Source organism: Stenotrophomonas maltophilia, from assembly GCF_013464915.1.
Classification (GTDB): Bacteria; Pseudomonadota; Gammaproteobacteria; order Xanthomonadales; family Xanthomonadaceae; genus Stenotrophomonas; species Stenotrophomonas maltophilia_AT.
Map to the genome: position 1 here is coordinate 38857 of NZ_RAVT01000046.1, position 24724 is coordinate 63580.

Consider the following 24724-nt stretch of genomic DNA (forward strand, 5'->3'; position numbering starts at 1 on the left):
ACCCACAGTGCCCCGCCATCCCTCAGTAAACCCGCTGTTGCTGTTGCTGTTGCTGTTGCTCCAGCTTTGGCCTCTGCGGGTGCCGGGCGCAGCCCGGCGGTAAACCCCTTACTTCTTCGCGCGCGGCTGGTTCAGCGGTTCCATCGCGCGGAAGCGCTGGCTGTACTCGTCGGTCAGCGTGCGCGCTTCCTGGCCGTTGCGCACGATGCTCGGGGTCAGCAGCACGATCACTTCCGAACGACGGCTGGTGCGCGTCTTCTGCCCGAACAGGGCGCCGACCACCGGAATCCGGCTCAGGCCGGGAATGCCGCTGCTGCCATCGGTCGCCGAATCGGTGATCAGGCCGGCCAGCATGATGGTGTCGCCGCTCTGCACCGCCGCTTCGGTCGACAGCTTCTTGGTGGAGATGCGCGGGTTGCAGTTGCGCTCGGTCGGGTTGCAGTTCTCCGGAACGTCCGAGGCACTGCTCACTTCCTGCACGATGTCCAGGAACACCGTGCCGTCGCGGGTCACGCGCGGGCGCACCTTCAGGATCACGCCGGTGTCGATGTACTGCACCGAGCTGTAGCTGCTGGTGCCGATGCCGGTGTTCACCGTGGTGGTGTTGATCGGCACCTTGTCACCCACGTTGAGCGTGGCTTCGGCGTTGTTGCGCACGAACACCGACGGGGTCTGCAGCAGGCGTACGTCGGTGACCTTGTCCAGCGCACTCACCACCGCTGCGCCGTTGTGGCCGGTGAACGCCCAGCCAAGGCCTTCGCCACCGGTCACTGCACCTGCGAAGCTGCTCCAGGAGCCACCCGCGGCGGCCGGCAGGGTCACGCCGCCCAGGGCGCCGGTCAGCTTCTGCCCGAGCACGGCATTGTCGAAGAACCAGTTGACGCCGTACTTCAGGTCGCCGGTCAGCGCGACTTCGGCCACCTGCGCTTCAATGTGCACCTGCAACGGCATCACGTCCAGCTTCTCGATCACTTCCCGGATCGAGCGCCAGGCCTGCGGGGTCGAGCGCACCAGCAGGGTGTTGGTTTCCTCCACCGCCGACACGCCCACGCGATCGCCTTCCACTTCCAGGCTGACGCTGACGTTGCCGGACTGACGCTGCGGCAGGTTCATGCTGCCGCTGTTGCCACTGCCGGAGCTGCTGCCCGGTGTCGAACCGAAGCTGCTGCTGGTGTTGCTGTCCATGCCGCGCTCGCCGTCGCTGCCCAGCTGCGATGGAATCGCGCCGGGTGCCAGCGAGGCAGGGCTGGAACCGCCACGGTTGCCGCTGCTGGCGAAGGCTTCACTGAGCCGCTCGGCCAGATCGCGCGCCTTGATGTAACGCAGTTCGTAGGAGAACAGGCGGGCGCTGCCACCGGCGGTATCGATACGGTCCAGCCACTGCTGGATCTGGTCCAGGTAACGCACCTGCGGGGTGATCACCAGCACCGCGTTGGCGTTTTCCAGCGGCAGGAAACGGAACATGCCGGCGCTGGGGGTCTTGCTCTCCTCGCCGAACACCTTCTCCAGATCGGCAGCGACCTGCTCGGCCTTGCCCGACTGGATCGGGAACACGCCCACCGACATGCCCGACAGCCAGTCGACGTCGAAGATCTCGACGGTGCGCATGTAGTTTTCCAGTTCGGCGCGGGTGCCACCGAGGGTGATCACGTTGCGGCCGCTGTCGACGTTGACGATGGCGTTGGGCCGCGCGTACGGCTCCAGCACCTTCTTCATCTCCGTGGCGGAGATGAACTGCAGCGGGATCACCCGCACTTCGAAACCACGTGCGCTGGCCGCCGGTGCGGTGCTCGGCGCGACGGTGCCGGCCAATGCCTGGTCGGCGGCGACGATGTTGTAGCGGCCGCCGCTGTAGACCATGCGGGCGTTGTTCCAGCCCAGCACCATTTCCAGCAGGTTCAACGCCTGTGCCGGCGACACCGGCTTGGGCGTGGCCAGGGTGACCGTGCCCTGCACGCCCGGTGCGATCACGTAGTTCTGGCCCAGCATGTCGCCAAGGATGGCCTTGACCACCGCATGCACGGACTCGCCTTCGAAGTTGAAGGTGGCCTCGCCGGTGCTGGCGCCATGCAACGCCGGTGCCGGTGCGCGTGCGGCTTCGCGGTTGATCATGGTGCCGGTACCGCGGCGGATCACGGCCTGCGGAGCCCCCTGGGCGTCACGGGCGGCATCGGCGGCGACCTCGGCCGCCTGGCCGGCCTCGGCAGTGGGCGACAGGTTGCCCTTGCGTTGCACATGCGGCGCGGACACGGTGCTGCAGCCGACCAGCAGCGCGAGGGCAAAGGACCAGGGAAGAAAACGCAGGCTCATGCATTCACTCTATCGGTTGGTGCCATCGCCCGGGGGCGGCGACGGTTGTTGCTGCTGTTGTTGCTGCAGCTGGCGGCGACGGGCCTGGATGCGTTCGCGGATGGCCTGCATCTGCGCTTCGCTGGGGCCGTTGTTGTTGGCAGGAGGTGCCGCGGCGGCGGCTGATGGCACGCTGCTGGCGGGCTGCGGCTGCGCGGTTGCGGTTGCAGCAGCCGGAGGTGGGGGTGGCATCGGCGGTGCGCCCGCCGGCGGCGGCACAACCACCGCACCCGCCGGCGGCGCGCCATTGGCACCCCGCAGTACGGTGGGTGGCTCGCCGCCCTGGCCGTTGAACACGGCCAGTTCCAGCACCTGGCTGCCACTTGGGCCGATCACCGTGGCCTGGCGCGGCGCCAGCCCCACCAGTTGCCAGCCGTCCACCGCTTCGCCATTGAGGCGCAGGCGCAGCGAACGATTCTGTTCGGTGGTGAAGGTGGCCATGCCGAAGTCGCCGGTCAGCAGCACGCCGGTCAAGCGCAGCGCGGCGCTGGCGGCAGGCTCGCTGCCACCCAGCAGGTAGGGCTTCGGCCTGCGGTCCTCGGCGAACAGCGGTCGCTCGCCGATCGCGCTGTAGCTGTCGGCGCTGGGCATGCGTTCTGCGGCCAACGGCGGCAGCACCGGCAGCGAAGGCGCCGCATCGGCATCGCCGTCGGCACCGGGTAGCTCGCTGCCCAGGCCAAAACCGGTGGCCAACCAGACCGCCGCGGCCCAACCGGCCAGGGCCAGCAGGAAACCGGTACGCAGGCTGATCTGCTCAAGTTTCATCGGCCACCTCCTGTCCCTCGACCGGCGCAGCCGGTGCGGGGACTGGCGCCGCTGAAGGCGACTGCGGCGCGGACACCGGTTCGGCGGCAGGTGTCGGGGCACTGCCATCGGCAGCAGCGCCCGGCAGCAGGTAGCCAGCCAGCTCGAACGATACATCCAGACCAAGCCCGGATTCATTCGGCGATTGCTGGAAGCGCTGCGCGATCAGGTTGAGGTTGTCGACGAACAAGCGCGGGCTGCCAGTTTCCAGGCTGTGCAGCACCGTGGCCAGCTCGGCCACGCCGCAGCGCAGGCGCACCTGCATGGCCACGCGCACGAACTCGGCGTCCCGGCGGTTGTCGGTGAGCGGCGTGCGGTTGCTGATGGTGCAGCTGCGGTTGCCCGGGCTGGCCATCGCCACTGCATCCTGCAGCTTCGCGCCCAGTGCAGCGGCGGCGGCCTCGGCTGTGGCCTCACCCAGGAAGCCCGGCCGTTGCTGCAGGGCTTCGCGGGTGGCTCGCAGGCGCTGCTCGATCTGCGGCTTCTGCTGCAGCTGTGCCTGCACGCGCGATTCGCGTTCGCGCAGTGCGGCGACATCGGCATCGATCTCGCGCAGCGGCTGGGTGAACCATGGGTGCACCAGCAGCAGATAGGCCAGGCCCAGCACTGCCAGCAGCAGTGCCAGCGCCAGCCAGCGGTCACGGCGTGCGCTTGGCATCGGCATCGGCCGCCTCCCGGTTCGGGGCTGCCGCCGGCAACGGCTGCAGTTCAGCGGTCATGGTGAAGCGGTCGCGGCCGCTGGCGGCACCATCGGCCTGCAGCACGCCGGTCAGATTCACTTTGCGCCACTGTGGCGCATCCTGCAGCAGCTGCACCAGCTGCGATGCCTCCCGGCTGAGCCCGATCAGCTGCAGGTTGTTGTTCTCGATGGCCAGTTTTTCCAGGTACGTCCCTTCCGGCAGGCGCCGGGTCAGTTCGTTCCAGATCTCCACCGTACCCGCGCGCTGGCCGCGCTGCTTTTCCAGGAACGCGGCACCGTCGATCAGCGCCTGCAACTGGGCACGTTCGCTGGCCACGCCACGCGCACTGCGCGCGCTGCGCTCCACCTGGGCACGCAGTTCATCCGCTGCCGCGCGGCGGTTGTCGAGCAGCTGCAGGCCAGCCAGCACCAGCATCACCACCGCGGCCACCGCCAGCAGCAGGTTCCAGCGCCGCATCGGGTCGGCCTGCAGCTGACGCTGCGCGGGCGGCAGCAGGTTCACCTGCAGGATGTTGCCTTGTGCATCAATGGCATCGACACCGGACAGCACGTCGGCCCATTGGCCCACATTGCTGCGCCAGGCCTCGAGCTGCCGCAACGGCCAGGCCACCAGTTCGACCTGCAGCTGGCCCTCGCCCGCCGCGCCACGTTCACGCACGTCATAGCTGACCTGGCTGGATTCGAACGGCGTCTGCCGGTCGATCTCGAAGCCGACCACCGCACGCAGGCGGTCAGCCGCCGCCGCTGGCAGGCGCAGCTGCCGGCGCAGCACATCGCCGGCTGGCAGCAGCCACGCCCGCGGCAAGCTGCGCAGGCGGGCTTCCAGCACGCGATCCAGTTCGGCCGGTGACAGCGGCCACGGCAGCCGCACCACCGGTTCGCGCCGCTCACCCGCCTCATGCCAGACCTGGAGCTGGTCGCCTTCGCGCTGCAGCAGCAGGCGTGCCTGTGCCCAGCCCAGCGCCGATTGCCAACGGGCCGGCACCCACGCCAGCAGCGATTGCCGCCACCAGCGCAGGAAACGGCCGGCACCCGGGCCGATCCGGCCCTGCACCTGCCGCACACTGTCCTGCCAAGCCGTCATCTTGCTGTCATTCCCTGCTCCCAGCGAAGCACTGTGTAGGACCGCCCGGGAACCCCGCCCGAGCCATTGCGTACCACTGCCTGCAACACCGACCGGCGTCCACTGCCGTCGGTTGCACGAGACTCGATACTATAGGTGCCGCTGCTGCTGGCAAGCGTTGCCGCACCGCCAGCGGTATCTGCGTCACGCTCCTGCTGGGCGCGCTGCGCCAGCACGGTGTCCGCATCCATGCCCAGTGCGGTCAGCACCGGTGCGCTGGCGAACTGCGGATCCGGCCGCGCCTGCCGGCTGTACAGGGTCAGGTGCGGCAGCATGGCCTGGTACAGCGGCCCGCGCATGCCGAGCACCCGCTGCAGCTCGCCGAGTGTCTCGAAACGCTTGTTGCGGGGGCCATAGGGCAGGCCTGCTGCGGCATAGTCGGGCGCTTCGGCACCGCCGCCGGGCTGCAGCAGGCTGTCCTCGTCACGCCAGTCGACGATCGCGCCGGCCAGCTGGCGGGCCTGCGCTTCGTCTTCCCCCAACGCCTTGAGGAAGGCGCTCAGCAGGGCCACGTCGGCCAGGTTCAGGTTGATCTTGCCGTTCTCGTCCAGCACCTTGATCTCGATGCTGGCGTCATCGAACTGCCAGCGATAGACACGGCCATCGGCACGCCAGGGCGCTCGCTGCGGATCGGCGGACAGGCGCGTCAGCGCGTACTCCAGTCCCGCTCGTGCACGCTCCTGGCCACGCGCATCATCATCCAGCACCCGCTGCTGCAGATGCTCGACCCGCGCGCTCAACGCGAACGCACCCACCAGCGCCGTCATCAGGGCGATCAGCCACAGCACCAGCACCAGCGCCGCCCCTCGCACCCGGCTCACCGCGCACCTCCACTGCCGCCCGCGCGCGGAGCGACCACCAGTGCAGGCCAGGGGGCCCCCTGGGCGGGCACGATCTGGATCTCCACCAGCATCGGCAGGCGCCGGGTGTCGTCCCAGCGCGGCATCCAGTCAGTCACCTGGCCGCTGCTGGCATCGATGCCGCGATAGCGCAGCTGCACCGATTTCAGGTTCTCCACCAGCACCTCCGGCGGGCGCGGCGGATTCTCGGCAATGCGCTCGCCTTCCTGCAGCAGCACCAGGTCCAGCAGCAGGCGTTGCTGGCCGCTGCGGCCGTCCACCTGCAATGCATGCAGGTACGCCCCACCGCGGCCGAGATAACCGGGCAGATCGGCGGCGAACAGCATGCGCTGCTCTTCGCCCTGGAAGAAGACCGGTTCGCGGGTGGGATCGGGCACTTCCAGCGGCGTGCGCAGCGCACCGGCCAGTTGTCGCCGCAGCAGGGCCTCGACCGCACGCATGCGTTCGCTCCCGGCGGCGATCTGCTCGCCACGCTGGCTCACCGCCATCGCCGAGCGCACGCTGGCGAACGCCAACGCCAGGCCAGCGGCCAACAGCACCGTGGCCAGCATCACTTCCACCAGGGTAAAGCCTGCGGCGCGGTGCTTCATCGCGCACTCTCCAGGTCCGGCGGCAGCAGCCGCAGGCTGCGCCAGCGCAGGTGTTCGCGTTCGCCGTCGCCCCAGCGCACCTGGAGCTGCAGCTCGGCCAGCCAGGGAGCCCCCGGCGATTGCGCCTGTGCCTGTGCCGCGTTGCCGGCACGCGGCTCAACCCATGGCTGCACCTGCAGCTCCCAATGGTATCGGCCCTGTTCCCAGTCGCCCTGCTGGCTGCCGACCTGCAATGGCGTGGCGACGCCGGCTTCGGCCAGCAATGACTGCGCATGCAGCACCGCTCGCGTGCGCAGCTCGGCCTCGCGGACCTGTTTCGCGCCACCTGACAGGCTGCCCAGCAGCAGTGTCAGCGCCAGGCCCAGCAGGGCGAAGGCGATGATCACTTCCAGCAGGGTGAAACCACGCGCCCGCCGCTTCATGGTGCCTGCCACGGGCCGGAGCGGACCTCGCCGGTCAGCCAGCCGACATCGATGCGCCATTCGGCGCCCTCACGCTGCAGGCGGATGCGGCCGCCACTGGAGCCGCCATCGGGATGGAACTCGATCACGCCCTGCCCCGGCGCGGTGGCCAGCTGCGCGGCGCCTTCGAACTGCACCTGCAGCTGCATCGGTACATCGCCCTGCCGCTGGTTGGCGCCCTGCCAATGGCGACGCGCCGGTTCGATCACGAAGCGCTGCGGTTCACCGCGCGCGATGGCCTGGGCACGCACCATGCGCAGCTGGTTGGCGATGTCCTTACCGGCGCTGCGCAGCTGCATGCCGGCAAAGCCGCGCGACAGACCCGCGGCGGTGATCAGGCCGATCGCCGCGATCAGCGCGATCACCAGCAGCATTTCCAGCAGCGACAGGCCCGCCGCGCGCCWGCCGTGCAGGCGCGGGCGAGGCAGCCGGCGCGGCAGGAAATGCGGCATGCCCGGTTACGGCTGGTAGCGGATGTCGGCGTCGACGCTGCTGCCACCGGCCTTGCCGTCCTTGCCCAGGCTGATCAGCTCGTAAGGCTGGCCTTCGCCCGGCGCGCGGTACTCCAGTGCGTGGCCCCACGGGTCATTCAGGTCGGCCGGTTTGGCGTACGGGCCCAGCCAGCCGCCGACACCGGCCGGTGCGGTCACCAGATCGTTGAGCGAGCCGGGCAGCTTGCCGGTATCGATCTGGTAGTTGTCGACCTTGGAGGCAACGGTCTGCACCTGGGCCTTGGCGATGTTCGCCTTGCCACGATCGGCACCACCCAGCACGCGGCTGGCGACCAGGGTCAGCACCGCGCCGATCAGCACGATGACGATGATGATCTCCAGCAGGCTCATGCCCGACTGGTTGCGCGCGGCGGTGAAGGAAAGGCGGATCGGTCGACGGGAAGCAATCATGGTCGGTCCTTTCAGTTGCGGAGTGTCGGGGTTGCGTAGGGAGCCATCATCAGCCGATGGCATTGGTCAGGTCGTACAACGGCACCAGCACGGCCACGATCACCGCACCGACCACCGAGGCCAGCACCAGGGTGATCGCCGGCACCATCGCTGCCAACAGACGGTCGATGCGACGGGCGCTGTCCTGTTCAAACGTGTCGGCAGCTTTCAGCAGCATGGTATCGAGCGCGCCGGACTCCTCGCCGACCTGGATCATCTGCAGCGCCAGCCGCGGGAATCGCTTGCCACGTGACAGCGCCAGCGACAGCCCGGCACCGTTCTTCACTTCATCGGCGGCCGTTTCCACGTCGGCGGCCAAGGCGCGGTTGCCCAGCACATTGCGGGCGATGCCCAACGCACCCAGCAGCGGTACGCCATTGCGCAGCAGGGTACCCAGCGTGCGCGCCAGCCGTGCGGTTTCCAGTTCGCCCAGCAGGCGGCCGATGCCGCGACGCTGCAGCAGCCATCCATCCAGCGCAAGCCGGAACGCCGGCTGCCGTACCTTGCGTTCGAAGAACAGTGCCAGCACTGCGGGCACCACCAGCAGCAGCACCCACCAGTCGCGCACGAACAGGCCCAGCTGCAGCACCGCATTGGTGAACCACGGCAGCGCCACGTCCAGGCTTTCGTACATCTGCGCGAACTGCGGCACCACGTAACCGAGCAGGAACAGCAGCGCACCGCCCACCACCACCAGCAGGATGGCCGGATAGACCAGTGCGTTGATCACCTTGCCCTGCAGCGCGCGGCTGCGTTCGAGGTAGTCGGCCAGCCGCTGCAGGGTCTCGTGCAGGCTGCCGCCGGCCTCGCCGGCACGCACCATGTTCACGTAGAGCCGCGAGAACAGACCATGCTGGCGCTCCAGCGCGGTCGACAGCGGCGCACCGCCGCGCACGACGTCGCGGATGTCGGTGATCGCGCGCCGCGAGCGTTCGTCTTCCGGCAGACCGAGCAGGATCGACAGTGCACGGTCCAGCGGCTGGCCGGCGCCAAGCAGGGTCGCCAGCTGCTGGGTGAACTGCAGCAGCGCCGCGCCCTGCAACGGGCGCTGGCGCAGCAGCGTGCGCCAGCTGCTGCCGCCAACCGCGCCGCCATCGGCCAGCTGCGTTTCCATCGGCAGGTGGCCCTGATCCTGCAGGCGCGCGACCAGTTCGGCCTCGCTGGCTGCTTCCATCTGCCCGTCGAAGATCTCGCCGTGCGGATTGAGCGCCTTGTAGCGGTAGTTCGGCATGTCAGCCCCGGCATCCTGCGCGCATCAGCTTTCCTCGGTCACGCGCAGCACTTCCTCGATGGTGGTCTGGCCGCTGAGCGCTTTGGCCAGGCCATCTTCGTACATGGTGCGCATGCCGGCTTCGCGGGCGATGCGTTCGATCTCGCCCATGCCATCGCGGCGCATCACCGCGCGGCGCAGCGCATCGTTCATCACCAGGAATTCCATGATGGTGGTGCGGCCCAGGTAACCTGTCGGCGCCAGTGCCGAAGGCTTCGGGCGGTATAGATGGATCGGCCCTTCCGGTTGCAGGCGGCGCAGCTCGAAACGCTCGATCTCCTCCGGCGAGGCTTCATAGCGCTCGGCGTGGGTGGGTTCCAGCCGGCGCACCAGGCGCTGGGCCAGGATGCCGTTGATGGTGGAGGTGAGCAGGTAGTCCTCCACACCCATGTCGAGCAGGCGGGTGATGCCGCCGGCCGCATTGTTGGTGTGCAGGGTGGACAGCACCAGGTGGCCGGTGAGCGCCGACTGGATCGCGATGCGCGCGGTTTCCAGGTCGCGCATTTCGCCGATCATGATGATGTCCGGGTCCTGGCGGACGATGCTGCGCAGGGCGTTGGCGAAGTCCAGGCCGATCTGCGGCTTGGCCTGGATCTGGTTGATGCCCTCGATCTGGTACTCGACCGGATCTTCCACCGTGATGATCTTGACGTCGGCGGTGTTGAGCTGGCTCAGCGCGGTGTACAGCGTGGTGGTCTTGCCCGAACCGGTCGGGCCTGTGACCAGCAGGATGCCATGCGGTTGTTCCAGCACCTTGCGGAACTGCGGCAGGAACGCATCGGTAAAACCGAGCCGATGGAAATCGAACACCACCGTTTCGCGGTCGAGCAGGCGCATCACCACGCTCTCGCCGTGCGCGGTCGGCACCGTGCTCACGCGCAGGTCCAGCTCCTTGCCCTGCACGCGCAGCATGATGCGGCCATCCTGCGGCAGGCGACGCTCGGCGATGTTGAGCCGGGCCATGATCTTGATGCGGCTGATCACCGCTGCGGTGAGGTTGGCCGGCGGGCTTTCGCCCTCCACCAGCACGCCATCGACGCGGTAACGCACCTTCAGCCGGCTCTCGAACGGCTCGACATGGATGTCCGAAGCGCGCAGCTCCACCGCACGCTGGATCACCAGGTTGACCAGGCGGATCACCGGCGCTTCCGAGGCGAGGTCGCGCAGGTGCTCGATATCGTCGACCGCGCCGCCCTCGCCGTCCGCGGTTTCAACGATCGCGCCCATCGCGCTGCGGCCCTGGCCGAACCAGCGCTCGACCAGATCATCGATCTCCGCACGCATGCCCAGCACCGGCGTCACCGGTACGCCCAGCGCCAGCTGCACGGCCTGCTGCGGATAGGGATCGTGGGCATCGGCCAGCCACAGCCGTACACCCTGTTCATCCAGCGCCAGCGGGCATACATGGAACTGCTTGAGGAAACGCAGGGACAGCGGCAGGCCCTCGGCCAGGCCCTGGGGCGGTGAATCCGGCAACTGCTTGCCATCCAGCAGCGGCAACCCCAGCACCTCGGCGCTCGCCTGCGCCTGGTCACGTTCGGATACCAGCCCCAGCCGCACCAGCAGGCCGAGCAGGCTGCCGCCCGCCTCCGCGTGCAGCGGCCGAGCCCGTGCAAGATCGCCCTCCTTGAGGCGGCCACGCGCCAGCAACGCATCCAGGATGCGACCTTCGGCGTCGTCGGCGGCGGTTGCAGCAAGCGCGTTCACGTGACTCTCCTGTCAATCGGCTCGACTTTAGCAGTTACGCCGTGATTTCCGTCGCCCCGCCGCCCGCTTTCGTAAAAAGACGAAGCCCGTCACATGCGGGTGACGGGCTTCGGCCATTCAACTACCGCACTGCGCGCTTACTGCGTGGCGAGAATGCTCACGCCGCTGTATGCCGCCTCGCCCACCACCTTGATGTAGTAGGTGCCAGCGGTCGCTGCAGTCACGCGCACCGTTTCCGAGGTGCCCGGGCGGGTCGAGCGCGCATCGTTGTCGGTGGCACTCGGCTCGCGGCCCTTGGCCAGGTAGACCGAGACGTTGCCGGTGCCACCATAGGTGATGACGCTGAGCTGCTTGCCTGCCGCGGCTTCGAAGCTGTAAAGCACGCTGCTGCCGGCGGCACCACTCAACCCGCCGATGGCCACCTTGTTGGTCAGCGGCTTGGCCACCGGCCCGCAGTTCTCGGTGCACGGCTCTTCCAGGGCCTTGTCCAGCGCAGCCTTGGCGTCGACGATGCCGGTACCGATCGGGGTGGCGGACGGAATGCTGACCGGGAACGGACGTGCCGTTTCCTTCAGCAGGGTCCGCATGCCTGCCGGTGCGAGCGGGTCGCGGTTGGCGGCGATCAGTGCGCTCTGCACCAGCGCGGCGACGGCAGCCACATGCGGTGCCGCCATCGAGGTACCGGCCTTGCCGCCAAGGGTGTACCCCTCGGTGGAACCGGCTGCCGGCGGCGACGTCTTGCTGCTGGACACCGCCTGCCAGACATAGCCGTTCGGATTGCCGTCGGTGACGCCACCGCCTGGGCCGGACAGATCGATGCGGGTACCGAAGTTGGAGTAGTAGGCCATGGCGCCGGTGATGCCGGTCGCGCCGACCGAGACCACGCCATCGCAGTTGGCCGGGCGGGCATTGGCGACATTCATCGAGTCGTTGCCGGCTGCCACCACCACCAGGGTACCGCGGTTGGTGGCACCGGTGATGGCCGCCTGGTAGGCCGGATCACAGCTGCCGGAGCCGCCCAGGCTCATGTTGATGATCTCGGCCGGATTCTGGTTGGCAGGAATGCCGGCCACGGTACCGCCCGAAGCCCAGGTGATGGCGTCGGTGATGTCCGACAGGGTGCCACCGCAGTAGCCGAGCACGCGCACCGGCAGCACCTTGGCCTTGTAGGCCAGGCCGGCGGTATGCAGGCCGTTGTTGGTGGCCTCGGCGATGGTGCCGGTCACATGGGTACCGTGCCAGCTGCTGTCACGTACCGGCGAACCTTCGTAGCAGGCATTGGCGGTGGGCATCCAGTCACCGTAGTCGAGTGCACCCGGCACGCGGCCGTCGGCGGCACGACGCGAGCGGCTGGCCTGGCTGATGAAGTCGTAGCCCTCCAGCAGGGTGCCGGCGGCGAAATCCGGGTGCTCGGGCAGGATGCCGGTATCGAGCACGGCCACCACGATACCCTCGCCCTGCGAGACGTCCCATGCGGCCGGTGCATTGACGCCGCCGACCGGGTTGTGGAAGTGCCAGTTGTGGCTCTGGTAGTACGGATCGTTGGGCACGAAGCTGGGCGACGCATCGGACTTGGCGACGGCGTCCGCGCGCGGCGACGACGCGGCATCGATCGGATACATGACGGCGTCGGCCACCGCATACTCGACGGTCGGATCGGCCTTCAGCTCACCCAGCACCTTGTCCAGATCAGCGCGCGCGATGCTGCCCTGCAGGCGGATCAGGTCGGCGCCGATGCCGAGCCTGCGGGCCACCTGCGGGCGCAGCGCGGCACTGCGCGCAGCCGCGTTGGTGCCTGCCGGCACGGCACGCGCGATGGCCGAGTTGACCACCGCCAGCTTGGCGTTTGCATCGGCAGCTGCGGCGCTGCCAGCGCGGTACTTCACGATGATGCCATCAACCTGCTGCGTCTTCGGGCCGGACAACGGCGCATTTGCTTTCAGGTCGGTGGCCTGTGCCAGGCCAACACCGGTCAGCGACAGCACGGCGGCTGCCAACACATTGATGCGAAGGTTCTGCTTCTTGATCACGTCGAATTCCTCTTCTGGGTCATGGATCGAACCAACACTGCGGCCATCATTCCTTGACGACTCCCGGCCGGCCCAGCCGGGATTGCCGTGACCTCCCCCCAGGCCCTCGTTGCAGGTGCTGCGCCGGCGTGGGTGGCCGCCGGCGCGATGGAGTGGCTTACCAGCCGAAGCCGGCACCGACGCCGACCGAGCTGTCGTCGCTGCTGAACGCACCGCCGACCGTCACCGTGGCGCGATCGCTGATCGCGCGCTGGTAACCCAGCGACAGTGCCGATTCACCGCCCTGGAAGCCGATGCCGACGCCGACCCGGTTCTGGGTACGGATGCCGGCAGCACTGGTGGCCATGTTGAGCATCGCCGCGCTCATCGCGCCCTGGCGGTCGATGCGGCGATCCATGTGCCGCAGGCGCCCGTCGACCTCGCCCTTGAACACATCGAAGCTGTCGGCGACGGCCTGGACGCGGCTGTCGGTGTAGCTGTTGGCGGTGGCCATGCCACGATCGAGCTGGCCCTTGTTGACCGCATCGGTGGCAGTGGTACCGGCTGCCACGTTGGTGACCTGGCGCTCGTTGCCTTCGCTGCCCACCGACACCGTATTGGCACGATCGGCAACCGAGCCCTGGCCCAGCGCCACAGCGTTGGCAGCGGTGGCACTTGCGCCCTGGCCGATGGCGGTGGACGAGGCGCCGCTGGCCACTGCGCCGTCACCCATGGCGACCGCGTTGAGACCCGATGCCGGGGTGCCCACCGGGATGCCAGCACCCGCCGCCGCAGCGGTCGGCGTGCCCTGCACGCGTGCGGTGCTGGCCGGTGCCGCATCGGCCGCCGCCGGTGCTTCGGCAACGCTGGCCAGTGCGTTTTCATCCAGCGAGGCACCCATCGAACGCAGGCTGGCCGTTCCCGAACGCGTACCACCGGCGGTGCGGCGGTCGATCTCGCTGACCTTGCGGTCCAACGCGCCCAGCGCATCACCAACGTTGCTATAGGTGGCACCCTGGATCACGTAGTTCGGCGCCACGAACACGCCCTGCATGCCGACGCTGGCGCCGCCCCCAAGGAAGCTGGCGGCATCGCTGAGCGACTGGAACAGCTGGCCGCCATTGATCGCCTGGCGGCTGCCGGCGGCGATGCTGCCGGCACCGACGTTGTCGATGGTGGTGCCCTGGAAGCCGGACAGGGTCAGGCGGTCACGGCTGGCGTCGTCGTAGCCGACTGCACTGGCCGCCGTGGTCTCCACCGTGGCTATGCGCGAATCGAAATCACCGACGCGGGTTTCCACTGCGCCCACGCGCTGGTTGGTGACATTGAGCTGGGAGCCGGTCACCGCGTCACTGCTGCCGGCAGCGATGCGGCCATCAGCCACGTTGACGATGCGGCGCGTGGCCGGGCCATCGGTGCCGTTGCCACCGCCGACCGACACCACGTTGGCATCGAGTGCGCGCGAGCCCGCACCCAGTGCCACCGAGTTCGCGCCGGTCGCACCTGCACTGCTGCCCAGCGCCAGCGCACCATTGCCGATGGCTGCCGCATTGGCACCCAGTGCGTTGCTGCGTGCACCACTGGCGCTGGCTCCCGAACCCAGCGCTGCCGCGTCACTGCCACTGGCACTGGCGGTGCCGGTACCGCTGGCCTTGACGTAGCGCGCCGTGCCATCGGCGGTTGCAGCCACCGCGTCAAGCTGGCCGCGGTTGACCGCGTCGGTGCGCTCGGTACCGGCGGCGACACGGGTGATCTGGCGATCGCTGGTGGTGCTGCCCACCGAGACGGTGTTGGCACGATCAGCCACCGAGCCCGAACCCAATGCCACGCTGCCCGCAGCGCTGGCGGTGGCACTGACACCCACTGCCGTGGCGTTGGCGGCGGTGGCCTTGCTGCCGTAGCCCACCGCAGTGCCGAGGCGACCGCTGGCATCGGCGTAGCTGCCGATGGCCGAAGCGCCGTCGGCCGAAGCACTGGCGCGGAAACCACTGGCCTGCGACTGCGTGCCGGTGGCCGTGGCCTGCGCACCGTTGGCGGTGCTGTAGGGGCCCTTGGCCTGGGCCCCGGCACCGGTGGCGCTGGCGCCGGTTTCGCTGGCGCTGGCACCGCTGCCCAGCGCCACGCTGTCGACACCACTGGCCTGCGCAGCATTGCCCAGTGCGGCAGCGTTGCTGCCGGTGGCCAGTGCATCGAAGCCGACCGCCGTGGCATTGGCGGCCATGGCGTTGGCGCCGCTGCCCAGCGCGGTCGCACCGTTGCCGATCGCATTGGCCGCATTGCCCGCCGCCAGCGCATTTTCACCATCGACCAGTGCACCGGCCTCGCCATCGGCATTGCCGCTGGCCTGGAACTGGCGGCTGGTCTTGTCGGCGACGCTGGCAACGGCGTCGAGCTGGCCCTTGTTCACCGCATCGGTGGCTTCGGTACCGGCTGCAACGTTCGTGACCTGGCGTTCGCTGCCGGCCTTGCCAACGGCCACCGTGTTGTCGCGGTCAGCCTTGGAACCGGCACCGAGGGCAACGCTGTTGCTGCCATTGGCGGTGGCGTTGGCACCCAGTGCCGTGGCGTTGGTACCTGCCGACCAGGCATTCCAGCCGATGGCCGTCGCGTAGTCCTCGGTGGCCCACGCACCGGCACCGAATGCTGCCGCACCGGTGCCACTGGCGCGCGACGGGATCAGGCCGAAGAAGGTGCTGCCGCCGATCGCCACGCTTTCCGCGCCGCTGGCTTCACTCGACTGACCCACCGCAACCGCGCCGGTGCCCGCCGCCGCTGCCCCGAAGCCCACCGCCGTGGTGTTGGCGCCGCTGGCCGCCGAGCCGTAGCCCAGTGCGGTGCCGAGGCGACCGGTCGCTTCGGCATAGCCACCCACCGCGGTGGTGCCATCGGCGGAGGCCGCGCTGCGGAAGCCGCTGGCAACGGACTGTGCGCCACTGGCGTTGGATTCAGTACCGTTGGCGGTGCTGTAGACACCGCTTGCCTGTGCGCGCGCGCCCACCGCGCTTGTCCCCACTTCGCTGGCGCTGGCGCCGCTGCCCAGGGCCAGGCTGTCCTCGCCGGTGGCCTGTGCCGTGCTGCCCAGTGCCGCCGCATTGTTGCCGGTCGCCAGCGCATCGATGCCGACTGCAGTGGCGTTCGCGGCCAGCGCATTGGCACCACTGCCCAGCGCGGTAGCGCCGTTGCCGATGGCGTTGGCCGCATCACCGGCGGCCAGCGCATTGTCGCCCTCCACCAGCGCTCCGGTTTCACCATCGGCATTGCCGCTGGCCTGGAACTGCCTGCTGGTCTTCTCCGCGGCGGCGGCTACGGCATCGAGCTGGTTCTTGTTGACCGCATCGTTGCCCTGCGTGCCATCGGCCACGTTGGTGATCTGGCGGGTGTTGCCGCCGCCGCCCACCGACACGGTGTTGTCGCGGTCCGCAATCGAATCCGCACCGAGCGCCACGCTGTTGGCCGCGCGCGATTCCGCCGCGTTGCCCAGCGCGGTGCTGTTGATGCCTCCCGACCAGGCGCCACCGCCCACCGCCGTGGAGTAGTTGCCCGAGGCTTCGGTGGCCAGGGTGCCGAACAGCGAACCACCGACGGCGACGCTGTTGGTGCCGGTGGCCAGGCTGCCCTGGCCGGTGGCGGTACTGTAGGCACCGGACGCTTGCGAATCACCACCCAGCGCCACGCTGTTGGAACCTGAGGCGTTGGCGAAGTTGCCGAAGGCGGTGGCATTGAAGGCCGAGGCCTGTGCATAGCCACCGATGGCGGTGCTGTAACCACCGGTGGCTTCGGCACCGATACCGAACGCTGCCGCGGCCGTGCCGCTGGCCACGCTCTCGCTGCCGACCGCGGTGGCGCCGCTGCCACTGGCGTTGCTGAAGTAGCCCACGGCTACGGCTTCTTCGCCGGAAGCTTCGGACAAGGCACCGCTGGCGGTGCTGCCCGCGCCGCTGGCGATGCTGGCCGCGCCGAACGCCGCACTCTGCTCACCGCTGGCTTCGCTTTCCGCACCCTGCGCGGTGGCGTATTCGCCGGTGGCCTGTGCATCGGCGCCTACGGCACTGGCATTGGCGGCGGTCGCCAGGGCGTTGAAGCCGATCGCCTGCGCATTGCCGGCCAGCGCATTGGCACCGCTGCCGAGCGCGGTGGCGCCATTGCCGATGGCGTTGGCCGCATCACCGGCGGCCAGCGCGTTGTCACCCTCCACCAGCGCACCCGCAACATCGTCGCCGTTGCCGCTGGCCTGGAAGAAGCGGCTGGTGCTTGTGGCGGTGCTTGCCACTGCATCCAGCTGTGCCTTGTTCACCGCATCGGTGGCCTGGGTACCGGCGGCGACGTTGGTGACCTGGCGTTCGTTGCCGCTGCTGCCCACCGACACCGTGCGTGCGCGGTTGGCGACCGAGCCCGCGCCGAGTGCCACGGCATTGCTGGCACTGGCATTGCTGCCCGCGCCCAGCGCGATCGCACTTTCGCCGCCGGCCACCGTGTTGGTGCCGATGGCGATGCTGTTGATGCTGTTGCCCAGCGCCTGGAAGCCCAGCGCCACGCTGTTGTCGCCATAGCCGAAGGCACCACGGCCGACCGCCGTGGCGCTGGTTCCGTTGGCCCAGCTGTTGTAGCCGATCGACGTGGCGCCAGCGCCGCTGGCCCACGCCGCGTTGCCGAACGCCGAGGCGTTGGTGGCGGTCGCCCACGCACCGGAACCAAAGGCGCTGGCGCCGCTGGCGGTGGCCCAGCTGTAGCCGCCCACTGCGGTGCTGTCATCGCTGCTGGCGAACGCACTGTCACCCACCGCCACCGCATAGGCACCGGTTGCGCGCGACTTGCCACCCGCGGCGAAGCTGTTGTCACCGCTGGCCTTGGCCGCATTGCCGAACGCGCTGCTGGCAGCACCGGTGGCCTGCGCCCCGCTGCCGACCGCCGTGGCATCGGCAACCGCAGTGGTGCCGACCAGCTGCGCCTTGCCGTCTGCGCCGATGATCGGCTGGTTGAATTCGTCGTAGGCCTGGCCAAGGCCACCGATGGCGACGCCGCCGTTGCCGGTGGCCGCACTGTTGCGGCCCACTGCCACGCTGTCATCGCCGATCGCCGACGCGGCCGCTCCATGGGCTACTGCGCCGGCACCGATCGCATTGCTCGACGAACCGGCGGCGATGGCACCCTCGCCCTCGGCCAGTGCGCCGGCATCGCTGTCGGCCTCCGGCTGGGCCTGGAAGAAGCGCGCGGTGCTGTCGGCGGTGCTGGCCACCGCATCCAGCTGCGCCTTGTTCACCGCGTCGGTGGCCTGGGTGCCCGCGGCCACGCTGACGATCTGCCGCTCGTTGCCATTGGTACCCACGGCAACCGTGTTGGCCCGGTTGGACCCGGAGTAGGCACCCAGTGCAACACTGTTCTCGGCGCCAGCGGTAGCGTAGTAGCCGATGGCAGTGCTGTCCTTGCCGACAGCCCAGGTCTGCGCACCCAGCGCGCTGGCGTTCTCGCCCGGTGCATAGGCGAAGTAGCCCACCGCGGTGGCTTCGATGCCGGAGGCTTCGCTGAGGGTGCCGTTGGCCACCGCGCGGTCGCCGCTGGCGATGGCGCCGGCACCCACCGCAATCGCGGCTTCGCCGCTGGCCTGGGTCTGCACGAAGAAGCCCATGCCCGGAACCAGGTCGGCCGGGCCACCGATGGCGACGCTGCTGGTGCCGGTGGCGGTGCTCTGCGTGCCCAGTGCCGTCGAGTAGTCGCCGATGGCATTGGAGACCGCACCGAACGCCGATGCCTGCGCGCCGGAGGCATAGGCGCCCACGCCGTAGGACGATGCGGCAAAGCCGCTGGCATCGGCACTTGCGCCGACGGCCGTGCCACCCACGCCGGCACTGGTGGCGCCGGTGACCACCGGCACGCCACCACTGGTGATCAGCGGGTTGCCGTTGGCATCCACGGCAGCCCCACCGACAGCCACGCTGCCTGGGCCGTTGGCCTGCGCGTTGTTGCCGAACGCTGCGCTGTTCTGGCCCGAGGCCAGCGCGTTGTTGCCCACCGCGGTCGCGTTCTGCGCAACGGCGTTGGCGCCGGCGCCGACCGCCGTGGTGCCGTTGCCGATGGCGTTGGCGGCCTCGCCGGCCGCCAGCGCGTCATCACCCTCAGCCAGCGCACCGGCATCGCTGTTGCTGCTGCCGGTGGCCTGGAAGCGCTTGGCGGTGGTATCGGCCACCGCTGCAACGCCCTTCAACTGGCCAACATTGACCGCATCGGTGTCCTCGGTGCCGGCGGCAACGCTGGTGATCTGGCGGGTCAGGCCGTATTCGGCGGCACCGACGGACACGGTATCGACACGGTCGGCCAGCGACCCGGCGCCCAGCGCCACGCTGCCGGTGGCGACCGCAGCCGAATTGGAGCCCAGCGCGGTGCTGTATTCGCCGACGGCCGTGCTGAACGCACCCACTGCAATCGAGGCTTCGTTGGCCGCAGTGGCGCCGCGGCCCAATGCGGTACTGCCGGGGCCCATCGCTACGGCACCGCCACCGACGGCGGTCGCGCCATCGGCGGTGGCTTCGGACAGTGCACCCAGAGCCGTTGCGGCACCGTTTTCGCTGGCGGCGTACGCGCTGGCACCGACGGCGGTATCGCCAAGGCCGAAGGCTGCTGCGCTCTGCCCGACCACTACGCTGGCATCACCGATCGCCAACGCGCCCTGGCCGAACGCGCTGGCGCCGATGCCTGCGGCAATGGCCTGGGTACCGATGGCGGTGGTGGCGTTGGCCAGCGACTGCGCACCGGCACCGGCGGCCAGTGCGCCCTCGCCCTGGATCTTCGCCGCGTCGCTGTCATCGCCTGCGCCGTCGGCCTTGAAATAGCGGTTGCCGTCGGCGGCAACGTCGGCCAGCGCAGCCTGCGTGGCGCGCGCCTGCGCATCCAGCTGCGCCTTGTTCACTGCGTCGGTCGCCTGCGTGCCTGCGGCAACGTTGGTGACCTGCCGTTCCTTGCCGGCATCACCGACGGAGACGGTGTTGGCACGCGTGGCCCTGGAGCCGGCGCCCAGCGCCACGCTGTTGGCCGCACTGGCACTGCTGTTGCTGCCGATCGCCACCGCATTGCTGCCCTTGGCCGTGGCCGAGCCTTCGATCAGGCACTTTTCGAGCAGCTTGCCGCTGAATGCCACGCAGGTGGCGCTACCGCCGATCTGCACCGACTGTGCGGTGGCAGAGCCACTCATGCCCAATCCCAATACCAGGCCCAGTGCCACCGCCAGCAGTGCGGGCGTGGCCTGTGTCGCATCGCGGCGCTGGTCGACGACCCCACCACTGCTGCTGTCGGAGGAAGCCAGTTCCGAGGCCACCACCAACTGACCCAGTGCTTTGTTCCAGACCTTGCGATAAATCCGATTCATCGGTACGGCTCCTGATTGGACTGGTTTTGGGCAAAGCAACGCCACCGCTGGGCTTTCCGGCCCAACGTCCCCTGGGGGCGTTTATTCGCGTGATTTACTGCGGGGTATTGCCGAACGGCGCGCAGCGACAGAAAACCGAGCGCGTGCGCCAACCGGTTACTGCGAAATGAATGATTCTGAAACGGGGTTCAAGTGTTAACGGCAACTTTGCGGATCGTCAAGACTTTGACACGACAAATCCTATTGCCGTGAAGCAGTTCACTATTTCACCTGTTTATAAAAGGATTTTGTTAGCAATGCGTGACGGTACTTTGTCGCCTGAAAATCCATGTAACTAGTGGGCGCATCAGGATTTTCACGCGCGCAAAGAAAAACCCGCCGATCAACGGCGGGTTTTTCCATACGCGGCGGCATTGATGCTGCGCGACGTGGTGCGATCAGCCGCACCACACCCGCGCGTTGCGGAACATGCGCATCCACGGCGAATCACCCTGCCACTCGGCCGGGGCCCAGCTCATGTTGAGCGCACGCGGGGTGCGTTCCGGGTGCGGCATCATGATGGTCACGCGGCCGTCGCTGCTGGTCAGGCCGGTGATGCCGTCCGGCGAACCGTTCGGATTCAGCGGGTACTGGCTGGCAACATTGCCGTGGCCGTCGATGTAGCGCAGCGAAACACGGGCCGCGGCCTGGTCGACCGCGTTGTCGAACACCGCCTGGCCTTCGCCATGCGCCACTGCCACCTGCAGGCGCGAACCGGCCATGCCACGCAGCAGGATCGATGGCGACTCCACCACTTCCAGCAGCGCGGTACGGGCTTCGAACTGCTCGCTGGCGTTGCGGCGGAACTGCGGCCAGTGTTCGGCACCGGGAATGATGTCCTTCAGCTGGCTCATCATCTGGCAGCCGTTGCACACGCCCAGGGCGAAGCTGTCCTGGCGCGCGAAGAACGCGGCGAAGGCATCACGCAGCGCGCTGCGCTCCAGGATCGAAGTGGCCCAGCCACGGCCGGCGCCAAGCACGTCGCCGTAACTGAAGCCGCCGCAGGCGACCAGGCCGGTGAAGTCCTGCAGGGCGACGCGGCCTTCGATCAGGTCGCTCATGTGCACATCGAAGGGGCGGAAGCCGGCACGTTCGAAGATGTTCGCCATTTCGATCTGGCCGTTGACGCCCTGCTCGCGCAGCACGGCCACGCGCGGACGCGCACCGGTGCTGATGAACGGGGCGGCCACGTCCTCATTGATGTCGAAGCTGAGCCTGGGCTTCAGGCCCGGTGCGTTGAAGGCACGGGCGATCTCACGCTCGGCATCGGCATTGGCCGGGTTGTCGCGGCGCTTCTGCATCGCGTGGGTGACCGACCACCAGGCGTCGAACAGCGCTTCCCAGCGCCATTCGGCCAGGTTCTCGCCAGCCAGCGACACGCGCACCACCGGTGCGGTAGTCGGCTTGGCGATGCGCTGCGCGCACTCGGTCAGTGCATGGCGCTCGACCAGGTCGGCAAAGGCGGCACGGTCTTCGCGCGCGATCTGGACCACCGCGCCCAGTTCTTCGTTGAACAGGCTGCGGAACGGATCGTCGCCCCAGGCGTCGAGGGTGATGTCCAGTCCCAGGCGCGAGGTGAAGGCCATTTCGCACAGCGCGGCGAAGGCACCGCCATCGCTGCGGTCGTGGTAGGCCAGCAGCAGGCCGGCCTGGCGCGCATCGCGGATCAGTTCGAAGAAACCACGCAGGCGCTGCGGGTCGTCCAGATCCGGGGCAGCACCGGCGAACGCCGGCAGCTCGCCGTGGTCGGCATGCACCTGGGCCAGGATCGAACCGCCCAGGCGCTGCTTTCCGGCGCCGAGGCCGATCAGCCACAGCTCGCTTTCAACGTCGCGGTCGAGCAGCGGGGTCAGCTGCTGGCGCACGTCGGCCACCGGCGCGAACGCGGAGATCACCAGCGACACCGGCGACACGCTCTTGTGCGCTTGGCCCTGGTCATGCCACTGCGCCTGCATCGACAGCGAGTCCTTGCCCACCGGAATGCTGATGTCCAGCTGCGGGCACAGTTCCATGCCCACCGCCTTCACTGCGTCGTACAGCAGCGCGTCTTCGCCCGGGTGGCCGGCCGCGGCCATCCAGTTCGCCGACAGTTTGATCTCATCCAACGCATCGACCGGCGCTGCGCACAGATTGGTCAGTGCTTCGCCCACGGCCATGCGCGCCGACGCGGCAGCGTCGAGCAGGGCCAGCGGGGTGCGCTCGCCAATCGACATCGCTTCACCGGCCACGCCGTCGAAGTCGGCCACGGTGATGGCCACGTCGGCCACCGGCAGCTGCCACGGGCCCACCATCTGTTCGCGTGCGGTCAGGCCGCCGACGCTGCGGTCACCGATGGTGACCAGGAAGTTCTTCGAGGCCACCGTCGGGTGCGCGAGCACGCGCAGGCCCGCTTCCTGCAGATCCAGGCCAGCGGTCTTCAGCGCCGGCCAGCGCGGTGCCGGCGGATGCGAGGTATCGCGGTGCATCTTCGGGGGCTTGCCGAACAGCACGTCCATCGGCAGGTCGATCGGCGCATCGGCCGGGGTGTGGCCCGGCACGGCACCGTAAGCCACCACCAGGTGCTCCTCGGCGGTGGCCACGCCGACCGCAGCGAACGGGCAGCGCTCGCGGGCGCACAGCGCGGCGAACTCGGCCAGGCGCTCCTGGGCCACGCCCAGCACGTAGCGTTCCTGCGATTCGTTGCACCACAACTGCATCGGCGACAGCGACGGATCGTCGGTCGGCACCTTGCCCAGGTCGATCACGCCGCCGACCTTCGAGTCGTGCAGCAGTTCGGGGATGGCATTGGACAGGCCACCGGCACCGACGTCGTGGAAGAACTTGATCGGGTTGTTGGCGCCCATCGCCACGCAGCGGTCGATGACCTCCTGGCAGCGACGCTCCATTTCCGGGTTGTCGCGCTGCACGCTGGCGAAGTCCAGGTCCTCGGCGCTTTCGCCGGAGGCCACCGAACTGGCGGCACCGCCACCCAGGCCGATCAGCATGGCCGGGCCACCGAGCACGATGACCGCATCACCGGCCTGCAGCTGGATCTTGTCGACCTGGATGCGGTCGATCGCGCCGAGGCCACCGGCCAGCATGATCGGCTTGTCGTAGGCACGGACCAGGTCAGCGCCTTCGGGCAGCTCGAAGCTGCGGAAGTAGCCGAGCAGGTTCGGGCGGCCGAACTCGTTGTTGAACGCAGCACCGCCAAGCGGGCCGTCAGTCATGATTTCCAGCGCCGGCGCCATCCGCGGGTTCAGCGCGCGCGGCGCTTCCCACGGCTGCGGCAGTTCCGGAATGCGCAGGTGCGAGACCGAGAAACCGGTCAGGCCCGCCTTCGGCTTGCCGCCGCGGCCGGTCGCGCCTTCGTCGCGGATTTCACCACCGGCGCCGGTCGAGGCGCCCGGGAACGGCGCGATCGCGGTCGGATGGTTGTGCGTTTCCACCTTGATCTGGAACGCGCTGGGCACCTGCGGCTCGCGGCGGTATTCGCCACTGGCCGGGTCCGGGCGGTAGCGCGACGCCGGATGGCCTTCGATCACCGCGGCGTTGTCGCTGTACGCGCTGAGCGTGTGCTGCGGGGTCTGCTGGTGGGTGTTCTTGATCATCCGGAACAGCGAGCGGTCCTGCTCCTGGCCGTCGATGGTCCAGCTGGCGTTGAAGATCTTGTGGCGGCAGTGCTCGGAATTGGCCTGCGCGAACATCATCAGTTCGACGTCCGACGGCGAGCGGCCCAGCGCGGTGAAGCGTTCGCGCAGGTAGTCGATCTCGTCCTGGGCCATGGCCAGGCCGAGGCGCTCGTTGGCGGCCTCCAGCTGGTCCACCGGCACGCGTTCCAGTTCGCCACGGGCGGGCGCCGAGAACAGCGCCTGGCCCTGCTGCACGGTCTCCAGCACCGACTGCGTCATCGGGTCGTGCAGTGCCTTGACCAGCGCCTGCTGGGCGTCGGCATCGGCCGGCCAGCCCTGCACGTCAATGCGCAGGCCACGCTCGACCCGGCTCACCGGCTGGCCGGCACCGCGGACCAGTTCGGTGGCCTTGCTCGACCACGGCGACAGCGTGCCCAGGCGCGGCACCACGATGCGGCTGACCGCGCCGTCGGCCACGGCTTCTGCCTGCGGCGCAGCTTCGAGGATGCGGCACAGGGTGGTCAGGTCGGGGGCGGCGCTGCCTTCGGGCTGCACGAAGTAGACGTGCCAGGCACCGCTGATGCGCAGGGAGGGAGCGATGGACTGCAGGCGGGATTCAAGACGTTCGCGGCGGAACGGCGACAGGGCGGGCGCGCCCTCGAGGACCATCATGTCCGGGGAACCGTAGTTGGGAAACGGGCCCGACATTGTACCGGAAGCGGGGGGTGGGCTTTGGCCGGGCGGCGCCCGGCACCCGCCGAGGCCAGGGCAACGGCAACTGCCAAAGCAAAAGCGGGGTTCCCGTGGGATGGCGGGGKGGGKCCGGTGGCGGGGGACGCCGTAAACCCATCCCTGGGGGCTTGGCCGCGGCATCCATGCCGCGGACACCCCCGCCACCSG

At 69.0% G+C, this 24724-nt stretch carries 14 protein-coding genes; all 14 read right to left on the bottom strand.

The window, feature by feature from the left end:
* Positions 1-108: 108 nt before the first annotated feature.
* On the bottom strand, positions 109-2310 hold the full coding sequence (gspD, locus tag D7T59_RS15885) for a type II secretion system secretin GspD (protein ID WP_164138561.1): 2202 nt from the start codon (positions 2308-2310) through the stop codon (positions 109-111).
* Between the two features lie 9 nt (positions 2311-2319).
* Positions 2320-3114: a general secretion pathway protein GspN gene (locus tag D7T59_RS15890; RefSeq protein WP_180852760.1), complete on the bottom strand. Its 795-nt coding sequence runs from the start codon at positions 3112-3114 to the stop codon at positions 2320-2322.
* Complete coding sequence (gspM, locus tag D7T59_RS15895; protein ID WP_180852759.1) at positions 3104-3817, bottom strand: type II secretion system protein GspM; 714 nt, start codon at positions 3815-3817, stop codon at positions 3104-3106. The genes D7T59_RS15890 and gspM overlap by 11 nt, the downstream gene beginning before the upstream one ends.
* Positions 3792-4937 carry a PilN domain-containing protein gene (locus D7T59_RS15900; RefSeq protein WP_164138567.1) on the bottom strand — a complete coding sequence of 382 codons (1146 nt, stop codon included), beginning with the start codon at positions 4935-4937 and terminating at the stop codon, positions 3792-3794. Before D7T59_RS15900 ends, gspM begins: the two co-directional genes overlap by 26 nt.
* Positions 4934-5797 carry a type II secretion system minor pseudopilin gene (locus D7T59_RS15905; protein ID WP_164138569.1) on the bottom strand — a complete coding sequence of 288 codons (864 nt, stop codon included), beginning with the start codon at positions 5795-5797 and terminating at the stop codon, positions 4934-4936. The genes D7T59_RS15900 and D7T59_RS15905 overlap by 4 nt, the downstream gene beginning before the upstream one ends.
* Positions 5794-6426, bottom strand: coding sequence for a type II secretion system protein J (locus D7T59_RS15910; protein WP_180852758.1), 633 nt, complete (start codon positions 6424-6426; stop codon positions 5794-5796). Before D7T59_RS15910 ends, D7T59_RS15905 begins: the two co-directional genes overlap by 4 nt.
* A complete protein-coding gene (xpsI, locus tag D7T59_RS15915) occupies positions 6423-6848 on the bottom strand; it encodes a type II secretion system protein XpsI (protein WP_164138573.1) in 426 nt (141 codons plus the stop codon). The genes D7T59_RS15910 and xpsI overlap by 4 nt, the downstream gene beginning before the upstream one ends.
* The gene (xpsH, locus tag D7T59_RS15920) at positions 6845-7339 is read right to left on the bottom strand and encodes a type II secretion system protein XpsH (protein WP_180880434.1); all 495 of its coding nucleotides are present in this window, start codon (positions 7337-7339) and stop codon (positions 6845-6847) included. The genes xpsI and xpsH overlap by 4 nt, the downstream gene beginning before the upstream one ends.
* Positions 7340-7345: 6 nt before the next feature.
* Entirely contained in the window at positions 7346-7789 is a 444-nt protein-coding gene (gene gspG / locus D7T59_RS15925) for a type II secretion system major pseudopilin GspG (RefSeq protein ID WP_004142831.1), read from the bottom strand.
* Positions 7790-7838: 49 nt separating this feature from the next.
* Positions 7839-9059 (bottom strand): type II secretion system protein XpsF, encoded by a 1221-nt coding sequence (gene xpsF / locus D7T59_RS15930; RefSeq protein ID WP_164138577.1) that lies wholly within the window; start codon positions 9057-9059, stop codon positions 7839-7841.
* A 24-nt stretch (positions 9060-9083) separates the two neighbouring features.
* Positions 9084-10805 (bottom strand): type II secretion system ATPase GspE, encoded by a 1722-nt coding sequence (gene gspE, locus D7T59_RS15935; RefSeq protein WP_049428792.1) that lies wholly within the window; start codon positions 10803-10805, stop codon positions 9084-9086.
* Between the two features lie 137 nt (positions 10806-10942).
* Entirely contained in the window at positions 10943-12835 is a 1893-nt protein-coding gene (locus D7T59_RS15940; protein WP_180852756.1) for a S8 family serine peptidase, read from the bottom strand.
* Positions 12836-12992: 157 nt separating this feature from the next.
* Positions 12993-20174 (bottom strand): ESPR-type extended signal peptide-containing protein, encoded by a 7182-nt coding sequence (locus D7T59_RS15945; RefSeq protein WP_180852755.1) that lies wholly within the window; start codon positions 20172-20174, stop codon positions 12993-12995.
* A gap of 437 nt (positions 20175-20611) precedes the next feature.
* Positions 20612-24496 carry a phosphoribosylformylglycinamidine synthase gene (purL, locus tag D7T59_RS15950; RefSeq protein ID WP_180852754.1) on the bottom strand — a complete coding sequence of 1295 codons (3885 nt, stop codon included), beginning with the start codon at positions 24494-24496 and terminating at the stop codon, positions 20612-20614.
* Positions 24497-24724 lie beyond the last annotated feature (228 nt).

Bases quoted from the DNA above. Each gene is read 5' to 3' on its own strand.
- gspG (WP_004142831.1), bottom strand. From the start codon at position 7,789: ATGATTGCTTCCCGTCGACCGATCCGCCTTTCCTTCACCGCCGCGCGC.
- D7T59_RS15945 (WP_180852755.1), bottom strand. From the start codon at position 20,174: ATGAATCGGATTTATCGCAAGGTCTGGAACAAAGCACTGGGTCAGTTG.
- xpsI (WP_164138573.1), bottom strand. From the start codon at position 6,848: ATGAAGCGGCGGGCGCGTGGTTTCACCCTGCTGGAAGTGATCATCGCC.
- xpsF (WP_164138577.1), bottom strand. From the start codon at position 9,059: ATGCCGAACTACCGCTACAAGGCGCTCAATCCGCACGGCGAGATCTTC.
- D7T59_RS15910 (WP_180852758.1), bottom strand. From the start codon at position 6,426: ATGAAGCACCGCGCCGCAGGCTTTACCCTGGTGGAAGTGATGCTGGCC.
- gspD (WP_164138561.1), bottom strand. From the start codon at position 2,310: ATGAGCCTGCGTTTTCTTCCCTGGTCCTTTGCCCTCGCGCTGCTGGTC.
- gspM (WP_180852759.1), bottom strand. From the start codon at position 3,817: ATGCCGATGCCAAGCGCACGCCGTGACCGCTGGCTGGCGCTGGCACTG.
- D7T59_RS15890 (WP_180852760.1), bottom strand. From the start codon at position 3,114: ATGAAACTTGAGCAGATCAGCCTGCGTACCGGTTTCCTGCTGGCCCTG.
- D7T59_RS15900 (WP_164138567.1), bottom strand. From the start codon at position 4,937: ATGACGGCTTGGCAGGACAGTGTGCGGCAGGTGCAGGGCCGGATCGGC.
- purL (WP_180852754.1), bottom strand. From the start codon at position 24,496: ATGATGGTCCTCGAGGGCGCGCCCGCCCTGTCGCCGTTCCGCCGCGAA.